Below are 16,142 nucleotides of genomic sequence, written 5' to 3'. Positions count from 1 at the left end.
GCTGTTCCAGCCTCGTGCGGTACGAAAAACAACGACACCGCACGCGTCTGCATGCGTGCGATGCCGTCTCGTGAGCCGCCGAGCGTCCGACCGGCCTATTAGGCAAGGCTGCGGTGACGCAAGGCGTTGAAGGGAGCTGCTAGATCATGATCTCCCCGCCTGTCACCGGCACCACGGCGCCAGTCATGTAGCTGCCGAGTTCCGATGCGAGCAGGACATAGGCGCCCGCCAGTTCGGCGGGCTGACCTGCACGCCGGAGCAGCGTCTGCTTGCCGAACTGGGCTGCTTTTTCCGCAGGCATCGTGGAGGGAATGAGGGGGGTCCAGATCGGACCCGGCGCAACCGCGTTCACACGAATGCCCTTTTCCGCCAGCATCTCGGCAAGACCCGCCGTGAAATTGAGAATCGCGCCTTTGGTGGAAGCATAGGCGAGAAGCTGCGGCGAAGGCTGCTTGGACTGGATCGACGTCGTATTGATGATCGCGCTGCCCGGCTTCATGTGGGGAACGGCGGCCTTCGACAGGAAGAAGGACGCATAGATATTTGTGCGGAAGGTGGTGTCCCATTCGTCCGCCGTGATGTCGGCAATATCCGCATATGTCCGCTGGAAGGCGGCGTTGTTTACCAGGATGTCGATACGGCCGAGGTCTTTAACCGTCGTCTCGACCAGCGAAATGCAATGATCTTCCGATTGAATATCCCCTCTGACGAGGACGCACTTGCGCCCGGAGTCACGAACCCACTTCGCGGTCTCCTCCGCATCCTCATCCTCGTTCAGGTACGAAATCACAATATCGGCGCCTTCGCGGGCGTAGGCGATAGCGACGGCTCGCCCGATACCCGAATCGCCGCCGGTGATCAGGGCCACCTTGCCTTCGAGGAGATTGTTGCCTTTGTAGGTCTTTTCGCCATGATCCGGCAAAGGATCCATCAGGCGCGTCAGGCCGGGAGGGGCCTGCTGCTGTTCGGGATGGGGTGGTGTCGGTCTATGGGCCTCGGACATGGGCGTCTCCTTTTAGCGTTCGGTCGCTAACGAGATCATCCCCACAACGTTCCAGACGATATGATCTGCGGAGGGCAAGGCAGAGCAATGCGGCCAGGTTTGGCGCGCTGTCCTTTTCCAGCGCCTATGCCAGCGCCAGGGCGAACTGAAAGACGACGTAGCTAATAGCTGCGGTTGCCACCAGCGCGGTGACGATCAACGGGGCATTCTTCATGGCTTGCTTCCTCGCCACAAATTGAGACGGTATTTTGTCTGGCAGCAAGCCAGCTGTTACGTTCCCGCTGAATACCGTCCGCGACCATTTTCGTCGGGTCCGTATCGCCACGCGTCATATGCTCGGCAACAATGGCCCATGCCGTCCGCCAGATATCGTCTGAAGCCACAGGTCTCTCCTGATTGTCGTTCAGGGCTTACGCGTTGATGCTGAAGCGAGGCTTGCGTTCTCATCGAGATGCTGCATTTAGCGACATATATTTTATCGGAGGAACGTGATCTCGCTTGCCGGCGGTTCGCGCGTTGTCGCTGTGCCAGCCTGCTTACCGCAGGCATACGCAATGCCAGCAGATCTATGATTTTGCTGCAGGTGCGTTACCTTCCATCCATGCCCGCGAAATTCTTTCGACGCGCGGCTCGATGATGGAGAATGTATGTTCCTGCACACAGTGGATTGGCCGAAAGCTGTTGCCGTGGTCGGCGATCTCTCGAAAGGAACTGCATCCGTCACGCTACGCACCTATTCCCGGAAGGAACCGAAACCTGCCGATGCTATCGACACCTATGGCTGGACCTTTCATCAGGTTCAGGCTTACGGAGAGTCCGAGAGGCGATCCACCCGCCTTGTCGAGGCGGATCAACTCAGTCGCGCTTTGCTGAACATCGCAACGCCGGACGACGAGGTATTCGCTTATGAAGTGGATGGAGGGCTGGACTACGAGGCTGACGCCAAGCGCCTCGTCAGGGAGTTCAACGACATCGTCGTCACCGTCGTTTCGGTAACTGTCGGCGCGGTCTCGATCTCCTGGTTTCTCGTGGTCCTTCGGCAGAACAGCGACATCATCCACTGGAAGATGCGATACCATGAACGGGATCAGCGGCCTGACATATCCTGATGCTGACGTTCCTGCCAGCGGGTTGGTAACGCTACCGCACCAAACCTATCCGCCCTGTCGGAAGGCGGATAAGTCATTATAAAAGCGCACACGAACATTCAGCGAGGATGGTTCACGGAAAGCGTTGTCTGCACAGCGGCGCTCTCGGTTGGTTACCGCTGACTAACGCCACTGGCCGAGCTGCCAAAGACTGGCAGTTCGGCGATAAATGGCAAAAATTCGTGAAAGAGGAGAGAATGGTGCCCCCACCAGGACTCGAACCCGGGACCCCCTGATTACAAATCAGGTGCTCTACCAACTGAGCTATAAGGGCAGCTGCGGAGGAATTAGCATATTCCTCCGGCGTGTAAAGCAGGAAATGTTTCCGAGTGTGTCGCTTTTCTACCGTTTCAGATGGGCGCGGGCGGCGTAGAGAGCGATGGCGGCGGCGTTGGAGACGTTGAGGGACTTGATCGCGCCGGGCATGTCGAGCCGTGCGAGAGCCGAGACGGTATCGCGGGTCTTCTGGCGCAGGCCTTTTCCCTCCGCACCGAGGACGAGAGCGACGCGGTCGCCGACGAACGTGCTTTCCAGCGGTGCGGGACCGTCCGAATCAAGGCCGATGGAGTGGAATCCGAGGCCGTGCAGCTCTTCGAGAGCCTCGGCGAGATTGGTGATCTGGATATAGGGAATCAGCTCCATCGCTCCGGAGGCTGACTTTGCCATCACGCCCGATTCGGTCGGGCTGTGACGCATGGTGGTGATGACGGCACCGGCATCGAAGGCCACCGCCGAGCGCAGAACCGCGCCGACATTATGCGGATCGGTGACCTGATCGAGAACGAGGATCAGCGGGCTATCCTTCAGCGCGGAAAGCCGGCGGACGGGCAGGGGTTTCGTTTCCAGCATGACGCCCTGATGGATGGCATCGGGACCAAGAATCTTGTCGAGCATCTGCGGCGAGACGATCTCGACCGGAAAGGGCAGGGACTCGGTATCCTTGATGTCGAGGCGAACCAGCGCGTTCAGCGTGGCGGAGAGGCTGACGATCTTGCGCTCCGGGTTGGAGAGCGCCGCTTTGACGGTATGAATGCCGTAGAGCTGCACCTGATCGGGAGCGAGTGGCGGCGCCTGCCATTCTCCCTTCCCCCCGGCCGCGGCCTTCTGGCGACGGCGATCTTCCGCAGGTGTCGGGATTTCCCCGCGTTCGCGCTTCTGATCGCGGTGCGCCCGGCGCAGCGTTGCGTAATGTGTGTCTTTGGCGCTCTTGTCGCCGGAAGGATCTTTGCTCATGCCGGACTTATATCGGGCGAGGGCCGTCAGGGAAACCATTTTCCCATGTTCCCCATGAGGCGCGGACGGCGTGCGCGCCACCGCGGCTGTGGAAGAATTCCATCTTTTGAAAAAACTGAAGACGTTGTGTTGACAGGAGGAAACGAGGCGGTCATATACCCGGCGCAGATCAAGGGACGGCACAAACAGCCGCTTCCGAGATCGCACTGGTCGCTTGATCCCGACAGAATACTGGAGGGATGCCCGAGTGGTTAAAGGGGACGGACTGTAAATCCGTTGGCTCAGCCTACGTTGGTTCAAATCCAACTCCCTCCACCATTCTGTCGCACGGATCAAGACCCCGCGGGTATAGCTCAATGGTAGAGCAGCAGCCTTCCAAGCTGAATACGCGGGTTCGATTCCCGCTACCCGCTCCAGATTTGCTTCCTGAATTGCCGTCTTCACCCCACTCCACATGCATACGGCCGCCGATGCGTGTGCAAGGACGACCGTCTGCGTTCTTCGGCGTCAGATATAGATATCAGGTGCGGGTATAGTGGCCGGCTTCGGCAGCGGGTTCGCCGATCGAGAAGGCCTTGGAGAGCGGCATGATCTGCCACAGGGCGGAAAGTCCCACCAGAACATAGACGATCCGGGAGAGGGCGGCATCCTGACCGCCAAAGATCGCAGCGACGAGATCGAAGCTGGCGATACCGACCAGCAACCAGTTCACGCCGCCGACGATGACCAGAATGAGGGTGATGAGATTGAGTGCACGCATATTGTTCTCCTTGTGGGTTGCGTGCTCTTCGAACTAAGGCATTCCCGCCTTGTTCCCGCCCAATTCGCGTGATCACGCCAGACGTGATCCAGCGATTTTTCAGGTCGCAAGCGTCGCGTCGGGGGGCGTGCACCTTAAACGGGTCTTCCAACGGTTTCGACGGCATTGCATTCCCGAAGGGATGTTACCATTTACAGCCTTGAAAGCCCGCACCTCGCGAGCGAGACGATGGCCATTCCCTCTCGCGCAAATAGGCCTTGCGCAATTGTTTCGAAACCCTTAAACGCCTCCCCAAACCGGCCGGCGGCATACTGGCCTGCCGGGCCGTATCTCATTGATCACAGGAAAACATACCCATGGCAAAGAGCAAGTTTGAACGCAACAAGCCGCACGTGAACATCGGAACGATCGGTCACGTCGACCATGGCAAGACGTCGCTGACGGCAGCGATCACGAAGTACTTCGGCGAGTTCAAGGCGTACGACCAGATCGACGCTGCACCGGAAGAAAAGGCCCGCGGCATCACCATCTCGACGGCACACGTCGAATACGAGACGCCGGCCCGCCACTACGCGCACGTCGACTGCCCCGGCCACGCCGACTACGTCAAGAACATGATCACCGGTGCTGCCCAGATGGACGGCGCGATCCTCGTCTGCTCGGCAGCCGACGGCCCGATGCCCCAGACCCGCGAGCACATCCTGCTGGCCCGTCAGGTCGGCGTTCCCGCGATCGTCGTGTTCCTCAACAAGGTCGACCAGGTCGACGACGCCGAGCTTCTCGAGCTCGTCGAGCTGGAAGTCCGCGAACTTCTGTCGTCCTACGACTTCCCCGGCGACGACATTCCGATCGTCAAGGGTTCGGCTCTGGCCGCTCTGGAAGACTCCGACAAGAAGATCGGCGAAGACGCGATCCGCGAACTGATGGCAGCGGTTGACGCCTACATCCCGACGCCTGAGCGTCCGATCAACCTGCCGTTCCTGATGCCGATCGAAGACGTGTTCTCGATCTCGGGTCGTGGTACGGTCGTGACCGGTCGCGTCGAGCGCGGCATCGTCAAGGTTGGTGAAGAAGTCGAGATCGTCGGCATCCGCGCGACGTCCAAGACGACGGTGACCGGCGTTGAAATGTTCCGCAAGCTGCTCGACCAGGGCCAGGCCGGCGACAACATCGGTGCTCTCGTTCGCGGCGTCACCCGTGACGGCGTCGAGCGTGGCCAGATCCTGTGCAAGCCGGGCTCTGTCAAGCCGCACAAGAAGTTCATGGCTGAAGCCTACATCCTGACGAAGGAAGAAGGCGGTCGTCATACGCCGTTCTTCACGAACTACCGTCCGCAGTTCTACTTCCGCACGACGGACGTGACGGGCATCGTGACGCTTCCGGAAGGCACGGAAATGGTCATGCCGGGCGACAACGTCACCGTTGCCGTCGAGCTGATCGTTCCGATCGCGATGGAAGAAAAGCTGCGCTTCGCTATCCGCGAAGGCGGCCGTACCGTCGGCGCCGGCATCGTGGCTTCGATCGTCGAGTAATAGCGACGAATAACGCCGCGGCACTTGTGCCGTGACGTCGATCAACGGATCATCTATTGAAAGCGCCGCCCTCCGGGGTGGCGCTTTTCTCGTTTCACTCAACTGAATCGAAGTGCTTGACCGATCTCCTCTGCGTTCAGCAGAACTGTCGTTCTGCTGCTTGCTCTCCGCCGCCAATGCGTTAGATCCGCTCTGCCATCATGGAGGACTTCACGTGAAGAAACGCATTCTGTTTACCGGCGGCGCCGGCAAGGCCGGTCGGCATGTCGTGCCATATCTGGTGAACGCCGGTTACGAGGTGCACAATCTCGACCTCGTGCCGCTCGATCATCCCGGCGTCACCAACCTCACCGTCGACATCACCGATAGCGGGCAGGTTTTCAACGCGATGTCCATGCATGCCGATATGCCCGATCTCGACCGCGCGCCGATCGGCAATGGCAGGACCATGCGACCCTATGATGCGGTGGTGCACTTCGCCGCCATTCCGCGCATCCTGATAAAGCCTGACAACGAAACCTTCCGCATCAACACCATCGGCACGTACAACGTCATCGAGGCAGCGGCCAAATTCGGCGTCCGGAAGATCCTCGTCGCGTCCAGCGAAACGACGTACGGCATCTGCTTTGCCGAGGGACATCGAGACGTAGCAAAATTTCCATTGGAAGAGGACGACGATGTCAGCCCGATGGACAGCTATGGACTGTCGAAGGTCCTGAACGAGAAGACGGCACGCGCCTTTGCCGAGCGCTTCGGGATCGACATCTACGCGATCCGGATCGGCAACGTCATCGAGCCGCATGAATATGCGATGTTCCCAACATGGTTCGCCGACCCGACCATCCGCAAGCGGATTGCATGGAGCTACATCGACGCGCGCGATCTCGGGCAGATCTGCAAGCTCGGCATCGAAAAGGACGGTCTCGGGTTTCAGGTCTTCAACGCCGCCAACGATACGACGTCCGCGAACACGCCGACGGCGGACCTCCTTCGGGACTTCTTCCCGAATGTGCCGGTTTCCCGCGAACTCGGCGCCTATGAGAGCCTGTTGTCCAACCGGAAAATACGGGACATCCTCGGTTTCAGCCAGGATCATGACTGGCGGAACTACGTAACTGTTTCCAGCTGACACCCTCGCGTGGACTGCTGCGTGGCGCGCACGAAGCGCGCCACGTCGTCCGTGATAATGACCTACAGGTTTTTGGGGTTTCGCTGCGGCGCAACAGCATCTATCTTATAGAAGCTCCGACGCGCCAAAGCGTCGTGCCGTTTCCGCCTTCGGACGTGCCGAAAGTGCGGAACTCACGTCTCCTGTGCGGTCCGCGTTCCAGGTTACGAATTCTCAGCAGGGCATGTCCGTCGATTCACGTCGGACGGCGGCCCCGAACGGTGGAACGCAACCATGACCATGATATCCCGAACGGCTCTCGCCGGTGCTTGCCATGCGTTTGCGGTCCTGTGTCTGCCTCTCGCTGCACAAGCAGAAGACCGCCTGATCTGGCAGCCGACGAAATCGGGGGAGAACGGCATGCACCTCCGGATGGGAATCAAGCTGCCGGTGGAAGGCGAGGCCAGCGCAGGTGCCGACGTTTCCGTAGCGGCCACCCGTTCTGGCCGCGTCGAGGATACGCCGGTCGATATCTGGGTACGGGTTGCCGCGCGCCGCGGTACAAGCACGGCCGTCGTCACCAGCAGGACAGTCGATGGTGTCTTCGATCCGCGGACAGGGAGCGGCAACCTGGCTGTCGGTGTCGATCGAAAGCGAATCCTTACCGAAGGACTGGACCTCCAGCGCAGCCGCAATATCGATGTCTCCTGCAACGCGCATCTGCAGCGCTGCGAGAATGTCGTCCTCAGCCAGTCCGCCCGCCTTTCGGCCGTGGCAACAGGCACGGCTCTCGTTGCTGAAGGCAATTATTCCTCCGCATCGCTCGACTTCTCGAACGTTGTTCGTGTCGAGCAGAAGGTTACCCGCAAGATGAACGTCACGGCTGCGCTCGCCGCCCCGTTCAAGCGTGACCGTCAGGCGAGCCTCAGCCTGTCCTACGCCTTCAACTGGTGAGCTCTCGGCGTTCAAACCGTGCACGAGGGAGCGGTGAGGGTCGAAAAGATGAAAAGGGCTCTTGCCAATCCGGCGCGCCCGTCTTAAAGGAGCGCACGGTCGATACGACGACGATACGCTCTCCGGAGATGTTCTGTCTGCGTCGTGAAGGGGTATAGCTCAGTTGGTAGAGCGGCGGTCTCCAAAACCGCAGGTCGTCGGTTCAAGCCCGGCTGCCCCTGCCATTTCCATTAGAAGTCCGCACCGTTCTTTTCCTCATCAGATACTGCCGCGATTGTTGGATAGCAGTGTTTTGTGTGTCGAAAGAAGGCTTGGCATCTCGGGTGCCTGACGGCATAATTCGCTTAAAAGATCGGAAAGTCCTTGTGATTTTCGGAATCGGTCTTTATGTAGGGTCCAACAGACACGCGGCGCGTGGGGCTGAGCATTCAGCTTTACGGGCCGTCAAGGCGTGAGCAATCAATGGCAGCGAAGACTAATCCCGTAACGTTTCTGAAGCAGGTCCGCTCCGAGACGGCAAAAGTGACTTGGCCCTCCCGCCGGGAAACCGTGATCTCCACGCTGATGGTGTTCATCATGGTCATCATTTCTGCGGCATTCTTTTTTGCTGCGGATCAGTTGATGGGCTGGCTTATCGGCCTCGTCCTCAATGTCGGCATCTAATCGGGTGGGAATGAACATGGCTCCGCGTTGGTATATCGTTCACGCCTATTCGAATTTCGAGAAGAAGGTTGCCGAGTCGATCGAAGAGAAGGCCAAGCAGAAGGGCTTGAGCCACCTTTTTGAAAAGATCCTCGTGCCGACCGAGAAGGTCGTTGAGGTTCGCCGCGGCCGCAAGGTCGATGCCGAGCGCAAGTTCTTCCCCGGTTACGTGATGGTTCGCGCCAACCTGACGGACGAAGCGTACCACCTTATCAAGAACACGCCTAAGGTCACGGGCTTCCTTGGGTCCGACAATAAGCCTGTTCCGATTCCCGATTCGGAAGCCGAGCGCATTCTCGGCCAGGTTCAGGACGGTGTTGATCGTCCGAAGCCGTCCATCTCGTTCGAGGTTGGTGAGCAGGTCCGGGTTTCGGATGGTCCCTTCGCCTCGTTCAACGGGATCGTTCAGGACGTCGACGAGGAGCGTGCACGCCTCAAGGTCGAGGTTTCGATCTTCGGTCGCGCGACGCCTGTCGATCTGGAATTCGCTCAGGTCGAGAAGGTCTGAGCCGAAGCAATGACGGTCCGCCAAGTGTGGACCCTCAGGCGGCGATATCGCCGCCACCGCGTGGAAGGGGAAGGGCTCTTAGCCGGACCCGGGAACCGCACCACGCAACCGCAGCCGCCGCATTTCATCGAGATACGGCATCCGTGACCGGGAAACCGGTCGAACGCCCGGTTCATGATGTGCCACTACGGTGCATTCGCGGACCGGACAAAGAAAAGGCAGAGAGTAATGGCTAAGAAAGTTATGGGCCAGCTCAAGCTGCAGGTAAAGGCAGGGTCGGCCAATCCGTCCCCGCCGATCGGTCCTGCACTTGGTCAGCGCGGCATCAACATCATGGAATTCTGCAAGGCGTTCAATGCCGCTACGCAGGAAATGGAAAAGGGCATGCCGATCCCGGTCGTCATCACCTACTTCCAGGACAAGTCCTTCACCTTCGCAATGAAGAAGCCGCCGGTCAGCTACTTCCTCAAGAAGGAAGCGAAGATCACCTCGGGCTCCAAGACCCCGGGCAAGGGCGGCGCTGCCGGCACCCTCACCAAGGCTCAGATCAAGTCGATCGCCGAAGCCAAGATGAAGGACCTCAACGCAGCCGATATCGAAGGCGCAATGACCATGATCGAGGGCTCCGCCCGCGCCATGGGTCTGGAAGTGGTGGCGTAAGATGGCAAAGCTTGCAAAGCGCGTACAGAAGACCCGCGAAGGTGTCGATCCCACGAAGATCTACAGCCTGTCGGACGCTATCGGCATGGTCAAGGAACGGGCGATCGCCAAGTTCGACGAGACCATCGAAGTGGCCATGAACCTCGGCGTTGACCCGCGTCACGCAGACCAGATGGTCCGCGGCGTCGTCAACCTGCCGAACGGCACAGGCCGCGACGTTCGCGTTGCCGTCTTCGCACGTGGCGCCAAGGCTGACGAAGCCCGCGCTGCCGGTGCAGACGTCGTCGGTGCTGAAGATCTGGTCGAAATCGTTCAGGGCGGCAAGATCGATTTCGATCGCTGCATTGCCACCCCGGACATGATGCCGCTCGTCGGTCGTCTCGGTAAGGTTCTCGGCCCTCGCGGCATGATGCCGAACCCGAAGGTCGGCACCGTGACCATGGACGTCACCGGCGCCGTCAAGGCTTCCAAGGGTGGCGCCGTCGAGTTCCGCGTCGAGAAGGCTGGTATCATCCATGCCGGTATCGGCAAGGCCTCGTTCGCTCCGGGTGCTCTGGAAGAAAACATCCGTGCATTTGCGGATGCCGTCGTGAAGGCGAAGCCGGCAGGTGCCAAGGGCAACTACGTCAAGCGCATCGCGATTTCCTCGACCATGGGTCCGGGCGTCAAGATCGATCTGTCGACGCTGAGCGTCGCCTGATATCATCGGCGGGGCGAAACCCCTGCCGTTTAAGAATTCCGGTCCTTCGGGACCGGATATCCAGGCTTCGGCCTGGAACTCCTGTCCGAGATTGCAGGTGGTTATCCCTTAATCACTGATGCCTGCATGAGACGGGTGAGACCCGAATTTGTCCCAAGGCTCCGGCCAACGGAAACATCGGTTCGAACCTCGGCTTGCCTTGTGAGCGCCATGCGCGCTTCGCAGGGGACAGGATCCTCGAGCGTCGCACGGGATCGTTTTTTCCCGCGCGGCAAAGGCAAACCCGGCAGGCCTGCAGGATTGCGGTCTGCCTACTGGAGATAGGCAGTGGAAAGAGCGGAAAAACGCGAATTCGTCACGGAGCTGAACGAAGTCTTCAAGGCTTCCGGTTCGGTTGTCGTGGCCCACTATGCCGGCGTCACCGTTGCGCAAATGAACGATTTTCGTTCGAAGATGCGCGCAGCTGGCGGCACCGTCAAAGTCGCGAAGAACCGCCTGGCCAAGATTGCCCTTCAGGGTACGGAGTCCGAAGGGATCATCGATCTCTTCAAGGGTCAGACGCTCATTGCATATAGCAATGACCCGATCGTGGCTCCAAAGGTCGTCGTGGATTTCGCCAAGACCAACGACAAGGTTGTTGTTCTCGGTGGTTCCATGGGCACCACAACGCTGAATGCGGAAGGCGTCAAGTCGCTTGCGACCCTGCCTTCGCTGGACGAACTGCGTGGAAGGCTGCTGGGCATGATCCAGACTCCGGCCACCCGGATCGCAGGCGTTGTTGCAGCACCGGCAAGCCAGCTTGCCCGCGTGTTCGCGGCCTATGCCAAGAAGGACGAAGAAGCCGCGTAAGGCGGTTTTTCGCTGTTTATATCAACATCGGTTCGAATTGAACAAAAGGAACTATGACAATGGCTGATCTCTCTAAGATCGTTGAAGACCTCTCCTCGCTGACCGTTCTGGAAGCTGCAGAACTGTCGAAGCTTCTCGAAGAAAAGTGGGGCGTTTCCGCTGCTGCACCGGTAGCCGTTGCTGCTGCCGGCGGCGCTGGCGCTGCTGCTCCCGTCGAAGAAGAAAAGACCGAGTTCGACGTTATCCTGGCTGAAGCCGGCGCTAACAAGATCAACGTCATCAAGGAAGTCCGCGCGATCACCGGCCTCGGCCTCAAGGAAGCCAAGGACCTGGTCGAAGCTGCTCCGAAGGCCGTCAAGGAAGGCGTTTCCAAGGCTGAAGCTGCTGACCTCAAGAAGAAGCTCGAAGATGCTGGCGCCAAGGTTGACGTCAAGTAATCTGGCTTTATGACAGAGAGAGGCGGCCCGAAAGGGCTGCCTCTCTTTGACCGTTTTTCGAACGTATTACCCAAAAGCCCCCACATAATCGGCTTTTTGGTAATGGGTTCTTCAAGAGGATGGTCCCGGTACTTGGACGACACGGCATTCCGCGCTTTGTGTCCTGGGCCGCGAGACGAGATTGAGCAATCCATCTTAGACGGGGTCGACTGGCCATCGGTCCCCGTCCGTTGCAGGCCCGGATGCACATATTGAAGGAGCGACGATGGCTCAGACCCTTACGTTTAACGGTCGCAGGCGCGTACGCAAGTTTTTCGGCAAAATCCCTGAAGTCGCAGAAATGCCGAACCTCATCGAGGTTCAGAAGGCGTCTTACGACCAGTTCCTGATGGTCAAGGAGCCGGCCGGCGGCCGTCCTGACGAGGGACTGCAGTCGGTTTTCAAGTCCGTCTTCCCGATCAGCGACTTCTCCGGCGCCTCCATGCTGGAGTTCGTGTCCTATGAATTCGAGCCCCCCAAGTTCGACGTCGACGAATGCCGTCAGCGCGACCTGACCTACGCAGCGCCGCTCAAGGTGACGCTGCGCCTCATCGTATTCGATATCGATGAGGATACGGGCGCGAAGTCCATCAAGGACATCAAGGAACAGAACGTCTACATGGGCGACATGCCGCTCATGACGAACAACGGTACGTTCATCGTCAACGGCACGGAGCGCGTCATCGTTTCGCAGATGCACCGTTCGCCGGGCGTGTTCTTCGATCACGACAAGGGCAAGAGCCACTCGTCGGGCAAGCTGCTGTTTGCTGCGCGCGTCATCCCGTATCGCGGTTCCTGGCTCGATATCGAATTCGACGCGAAGGACATCGTCCATGCGCGTATCGACCGTCGCCGCAAGATCCCTGTCTCCTCCCTGCTGATGGCACTCGGCATGGACGGTGAAGAGATTCTGGAGACGTTCTACACGAAGTCCTTCTACAAGCGTGATGGCAAGGGCTGGCGGATTCCGTTCCAGCCGGAGGTCCTGAAGGGCCAGAAGGCCATCACCGAGATGGTTGACGCCGACACAGGCGAAGTCGTCGTGGAAAGCGGCAAGAAGCTGACCCCGCGTCTGCTCCGTTCGCTCACCGAGAAGGGCCTCAAGGCCATCAAGGCATCTGACGACGATCTCTACGGCAACTACCTTGCCGAAGATCTCGTGAACATGGAAACCGGCGAAATCTTCCTGGAAGCAGGAGACGAGATCGACGAGAAGACGCTTGGCGTGATCCTCGCTGCGGGCTTCGAAGAGATCCCCGTTCTCGACATCGACCATATCAATGTCGGTGCTTACATCCGCAACACGATCGCCGTCGATAAGAACGAGAACCGTCAGGACGCTCTGTTCGATATCTACCGCGTGATGCGCCCGGGCGAGCCGCCGACCATGGATTCGGCCGAAGCCATGTTCAACACGCTGTTCTTCGATGCCGAGCGTTACGACCTCTCGGCTGTCGGTCGCGTCAAGATGAACATGCGCCTCGACCTCGATTGCCCGGACACGGTGCGTGTCCTGCGCAAGGAAGACATCCTGGCTGTCGTCAAGATGCTCGTCGAACTGCGTGACGGCAAGGGCGAGATCGACGACATCGACAACCTCGGCAACCGCCGCGTTCGTTCCGTGGGCGAACTGATGGAGAATCAGTATCGTCTCGGCCTGCTCCGTATGGAGCGCGCCATCAAGGAACGCATGTCGTCGATCGAGATCGATACCGTCATGCCGCAGGACCTGATCAACGCCAAGCCGGCGGCTGCCGCCGTGCGCGAGTTCTTCGGTTCCTCGCAGCTGTCGCAGTTCATGGACCAGGTGAACCCGCTCTCGGAAATCACCCACAAGCGTCGTCTTTCGGCTCTTGGACCGGGCGGTCTGACCCGCGAGCGTGCAGGCTTCGAAGTCCGCGACGTTCACCCGACCCACTACGGCCGTATTTGCCCGATCGAGACGCCGGAAGGCCCGAACATCGGTCTGATCAATTCGCTCGCGACCTTTGCCCGCGTCAACAAGTACGGCTTCATCGAGAGCCCTTACCGCAAAATCGTCGACGGCAAGGTTACCCGCGAAGTGGTCTATCTTTCCGCCATGGAAGAGGCCAAGTACCACGTCGCACAGGCCAACTCCGTGCTGAATGCCGACAATGAATTCGAAGAAGAATTCGTCGTCTGCCGTCACTCGGGCGAAGTCATGCTGACGCCGCGCGACCAGATCAACCTGATGGACGTCTCGCCGAAGCAGCTCGTGTCCGTTGCTGCCGCTCTCATCCCGTTCCTCGAGAACGACGATGCGAACCGCGCGCTGATGGGCTCGAACATGCAGCGTCAGGCTGTGCCTCTGCTCCGTGCGGAAGCGCCGTTTGTCGGCACCGGCATGGAACCGGTCGTTGCGCGTGATAGCGGCGCTGCCATCGCGGCTCGCCGCGGCGGTGTCGTCGACCAGGTGGACGCGACCCGTATCGTTATCCGCGCCACGGAAGAGCTCGAAGCCGGCAAGTCCGGTGTCGATATCTACCGTCTGCAGAAGTTCCAGCGTTCCAACCAGAACACCTGCGTCAACCAGCGCCCGCTGGTCACCGTCGGTGACATCCTGAACAAGGGCGACATCATCGCGGACGGTCCCTCGACCGACCTCGGCGATCTGGCACTTGGCCGGAATGCGCTTGTCGCGTTCATGCCGTGGAACGGCTACAACTACGAGGACTCGATCCTGCTCTCCGAGCGCATCGTGCGCGACGACGTGTTCACCTCCATCCACATCGAAGAGTTCGAAGTGATGGCGCGCGACACGAAGCTGGGTCCGGAAGAAATCACGCGCGACATTCCGAACGTTTCGGAAGAAGCGCTGAAGAACCTCGATGAAGCCGGCATCGTGTATATCGGTGCGGAAGTGCAGCCGGGTGACATTCTCGTCGGCAAGATCACGCCGAAGGGCGAAAGCCCGATGACGCCGGAAGAAAAGCTTCTGCGCGCCATCTTCGGCGAAAAGGCTTCCGACGTTCGTGACACATCCATGCGCATGCCTCCGGGCACGTTCGGGACCATCGTCGAAGTTCGCGTTTTCAACCGCCACGGCGTTGAAAAGGACGAGCGTGCGATGGCGATCGAGCGCGAGGAAATCGAGCGTCTCGCAAAGGACCGCGACGACGAACAGGCGATCCTCGACCGTAACGTCTATGCCCGTTTGGTCGACATGCTGCGCGGTCATGCCGCTGTGGCAGGTCCGAAGGGCTTCAAGAAGGGCACGGAGCTGACCAACGCAATCGTCTCCGAATATCCCCGCTCGCAGTGGTGGATGTTCGCGGTCGAGGACGAGAAGGCTCAGGGCGAAATCGAAGCTCTGCGGGGCCAGTACGACGAGTCGAAGTCGCTCCTCGAGCATCGCTTCATGGACAAGGTCGAGAAGGTCCAGCGCGGCGACGAAATGCCTCCGGGCGTCATGAAGATGGTCAAGGTCTTCGTTGCTGTGAAGCGCAAGATCCAGCCGGGCGACAAGATGGCCGGCCGTCACGGCAACAAGGGTGTCGTGTCGCGCATCGTTCCGATCGAAGACATGCCGTTCCTGGAAGACGGCACGCATGTCGACGTGGTTCTGAACCCGCTCGGCGTGCCGTCGCGCATGAACGTCGGCCAGATCCTCGAGACGCATCTGGGCTGGGCTTGCGCCGGCATGGGTCGCAAGATCGGTGACATGCTCGACGCCTACAAGGCAGGCGCCGACATTCAGCCGCTGCGCGATACCATCGACAGCGTCATCGGATCCGGTGCGAAGGGCGAGCCGATTAAGGACTATGACGACGACAGCATCGTTCGTCTGGCCGAGCAGACACGCCGCGGCGTGTCGATCGCGACGCCGGTCTTCGACGGCGCCGTGGAAGCCGACGTCAACGAGATGCTGGAGCAGGCGGGCCTGAAGATCTCGGGTCAGTCCACGCTGTATGATGGACGTACCGGCGACCAGTTCGACCGTCAGGTCACGGTCGGCTACATCTACATGCTCAAGCTGAACCACCTCGTGGACGACAAGATCCATGCGCGTTCGATCGGTCCTTACTCGCTGGTCACCCAGCAGCCACTCGGCGGCAAGGCCCAGTTCGGCGGTCAGCGCTTCGGGGAAATGGAAGTCTGGGCTCTGGAAGCCTACGGCGCCGCCTACACACTGCAGGAAATGCTGACAGTGAAGTCGGACGACGTGGCGGGACGGACCAAGGTCTACGAAGCGATCGTGCGCGGAGACGACACGTTCGAGGCAGGCATTCCGGAGAGCTTCAACGTTCTCGTCAAGGAAATGCGCTCTCTCGGTCTGTCGGTCGAGCTCGAGAATTCGAAGCTCGAGGATCTCCAGCCGACGCAGCTGCCGGACGCCGCTGAATAAAACGCGATTTGACGCGCGCGCCTGAAAAAGGCGCGCGCATGTCCTGTCTTCGTCGTCATCAAAAGGATGACGGGGCAGGGCGTTGAGCCGCACCCGATGCGGTTATATCCGTTTGACGAGCAGAGGGGCCGGCGCCCCGGGAA

At 59.7% G+C, this 16,142-nt stretch carries 15 protein-coding genes and 4 tRNA genes; 14 read left to right on the top strand and 5 right to left on the bottom strand.

Annotated elements, in window-relative coordinates; genetic code table 11:
* Nucleotides 1-139 precede the first annotated feature (139 nt).
* Both BSG19_RS11080 and BSG19_RS25695 read right to left on the bottom strand, forming a co-directional pair.
* Nucleotides 140-1,003 (bottom strand): SDR family oxidoreductase, encoded by an 864-nt coding sequence (locus tag BSG19_RS11080; RefSeq protein WP_170865928.1) that lies wholly within the window; start codon nt 1,001-1,003, stop codon nt 140-142.
* Nucleotides 1,004-1,164: 161 nt separating this feature from the next.
* Nucleotides 1,165-1,386, bottom strand: coding sequence for a hypothetical protein (locus tag BSG19_RS25695; RefSeq protein ID WP_139274753.1), 222 nt, complete (start codon nt 1,384-1,386; stop codon nt 1,165-1,167).
* Between the two features lie 264 nt (nt 1,387-1,650).
* On the opposite strand from BSG19_RS25695, the gene BSG19_RS11075 reads away from it, so the two are divergent.
* The gene (locus BSG19_RS11075; RefSeq protein ID WP_092987806.1) at nt 1,651-2,112 is read left to right on the top strand and encodes a hypothetical protein; all 462 of its coding nucleotides are present in this window, start codon (nt 1,651-1,653) and stop codon (nt 2,110-2,112) included.
* 237 nt (nt 2,113-2,349) lie between these two features.
* Here BSG19_RS11075 and BSG19_RS11070 read toward each other — a convergent pair.
* Together BSG19_RS11070 and BSG19_RS11065 are read right to left on the bottom strand one after the other, a co-directional pair.
* Nucleotides 2,350-2,425 (bottom strand) — tRNA-Thr (locus tag BSG19_RS11070).
* Nucleotides 2,426-2,493: 68 nt separating this feature from the next.
* Nucleotides 2,494-3,384, bottom strand: a complete 891-nt coding sequence (locus tag BSG19_RS11065; RefSeq protein WP_092988449.1) for a TrmH family RNA methyltransferase — start codon at nt 3,382-3,384, stop codon at nt 2,494-2,496.
* Nucleotides 3,385-3,617: 233 nt separating this feature from the next.
* Between BSG19_RS11065 and BSG19_RS11060 the strand changes: the two genes are divergently transcribed.
* Together BSG19_RS11060 and BSG19_RS11055 are read left to right on the top strand one after the other, a co-directional pair.
* Nucleotides 3,618-3,702: transfer RNA gene (locus tag BSG19_RS11060), tRNA-Tyr, on the top strand.
* 24 nt (nt 3,703-3,726) lie between these two features.
* A tRNA-Gly gene (locus BSG19_RS11055) sits at nt 3,727-3,800 on the top strand.
* Nucleotides 3,801-3,904: 104 nt separating this feature from the next.
* Here BSG19_RS11055 and BSG19_RS11050 read toward each other — a convergent pair.
* The gene (locus BSG19_RS11050) at nt 3,905-4,144 is read right to left on the bottom strand and encodes a DUF378 domain-containing protein (RefSeq protein WP_092933378.1); all 240 of its coding nucleotides are present in this window, start codon (nt 4,142-4,144) and stop codon (nt 3,905-3,907) included.
* Between the two features lie 356 nt (nt 4,145-4,500).
* On the opposite strand from BSG19_RS11050, the gene tuf reads away from it, so the two are divergent.
* From tuf to rpoB, 11 genes are all read left to right on the top strand, one after another.
* The gene (gene tuf / locus BSG19_RS11045) at nt 4,501-5,676 is read left to right on the top strand and encodes an elongation factor Tu (RefSeq protein ID WP_092987788.1); all 1,176 of its coding nucleotides are present in this window, start codon (nt 4,501-4,503) and stop codon (nt 5,674-5,676) included.
* Between the two features lie 214 nt (nt 5,677-5,890).
* Nucleotides 5,891-6,805, top strand: a complete 915-nt coding sequence (locus BSG19_RS11040) for an NAD-dependent epimerase/dehydratase family protein (protein WP_092987804.1) — start codon at nt 5,891-5,893, stop codon at nt 6,803-6,805.
* 273 nt (nt 6,806-7,078) lie between these two features.
* Nucleotides 7,079-7,738, top strand: a complete 660-nt coding sequence (locus tag BSG19_RS11035) for a hypothetical protein (protein ID WP_092987802.1) — start codon at nt 7,079-7,081, stop codon at nt 7,736-7,738.
* Nucleotides 7,739-7,886: 148 nt separating this feature from the next.
* A tRNA-Trp gene (locus tag BSG19_RS11030) sits at nt 7,887-7,962 on the top strand.
* 238 nt (nt 7,963-8,200) lie between these two features.
* A complete protein-coding gene (gene secE, locus BSG19_RS11025; RefSeq protein WP_062594489.1) occupies nt 8,201-8,401 on the top strand; it encodes a preprotein translocase subunit SecE in 201 nt (66 codons plus the stop codon).
* 16 nt (nt 8,402-8,417) lie between these two features.
* Nucleotides 8,418-8,948, top strand: coding sequence for a transcription termination/antitermination protein NusG (gene nusG / locus BSG19_RS11020; protein WP_092987800.1), 531 nt, complete (start codon nt 8,418-8,420; stop codon nt 8,946-8,948).
* Between the two features lie 228 nt (nt 8,949-9,176).
* The gene (gene rplK, locus BSG19_RS11015) at nt 9,177-9,608 is read left to right on the top strand and encodes a 50S ribosomal protein L11 (protein ID WP_092987798.1); all 432 of its coding nucleotides are present in this window, start codon (nt 9,177-9,179) and stop codon (nt 9,606-9,608) included.
* Between the two features lies 1 nt (nt 9,609).
* Nucleotides 9,610-10,308 carry a 50S ribosomal protein L1 gene (gene rplA / locus BSG19_RS11010; protein WP_062693455.1) on the top strand — a complete coding sequence of 233 codons (699 nt, stop codon included), beginning with the start codon at nt 9,610-9,612 and terminating at the stop codon, nt 10,306-10,308.
* Between the two features lie 327 nt (nt 10,309-10,635).
* Complete coding sequence (gene rplJ, locus BSG19_RS11005; protein ID WP_062594492.1) at nt 10,636-11,157, top strand: 50S ribosomal protein L10; 522 nt, start codon at nt 10,636-10,638, stop codon at nt 11,155-11,157.
* A 59-nt stretch (nt 11,158-11,216) separates the two neighbouring features.
* Nucleotides 11,217-11,594: a 50S ribosomal protein L7/L12 gene (gene rplL, locus BSG19_RS11000; protein ID WP_062472481.1), complete on the top strand. Its 378-nt coding sequence runs from the start codon at nt 11,217-11,219 to the stop codon at nt 11,592-11,594.
* Nucleotides 11,595-11,859: 265 nt separating this feature from the next.
* Nucleotides 11,860-15,999 carry a DNA-directed RNA polymerase subunit beta gene (gene rpoB / locus BSG19_RS10995; protein ID WP_092987796.1) on the top strand — a complete coding sequence of 1,380 codons (4,140 nt, stop codon included), beginning with the start codon at nt 11,860-11,862 and terminating at the stop codon, nt 15,997-15,999.
* Nucleotides 16,000-16,142 lie beyond the last annotated feature (143 nt).

Source organism: Rhizobium sp. NFR03 (assembly GCF_900111275.1).
Taxonomy (GTDB): domain Bacteria; phylum Pseudomonadota; class Alphaproteobacteria; order Rhizobiales; family Rhizobiaceae; genus Ferranicluibacter.
The sequence above is the reverse complement of the archived record's forward strand: the minus strand, read 5'-3'. Positions and strand labels throughout refer to the sequence as shown.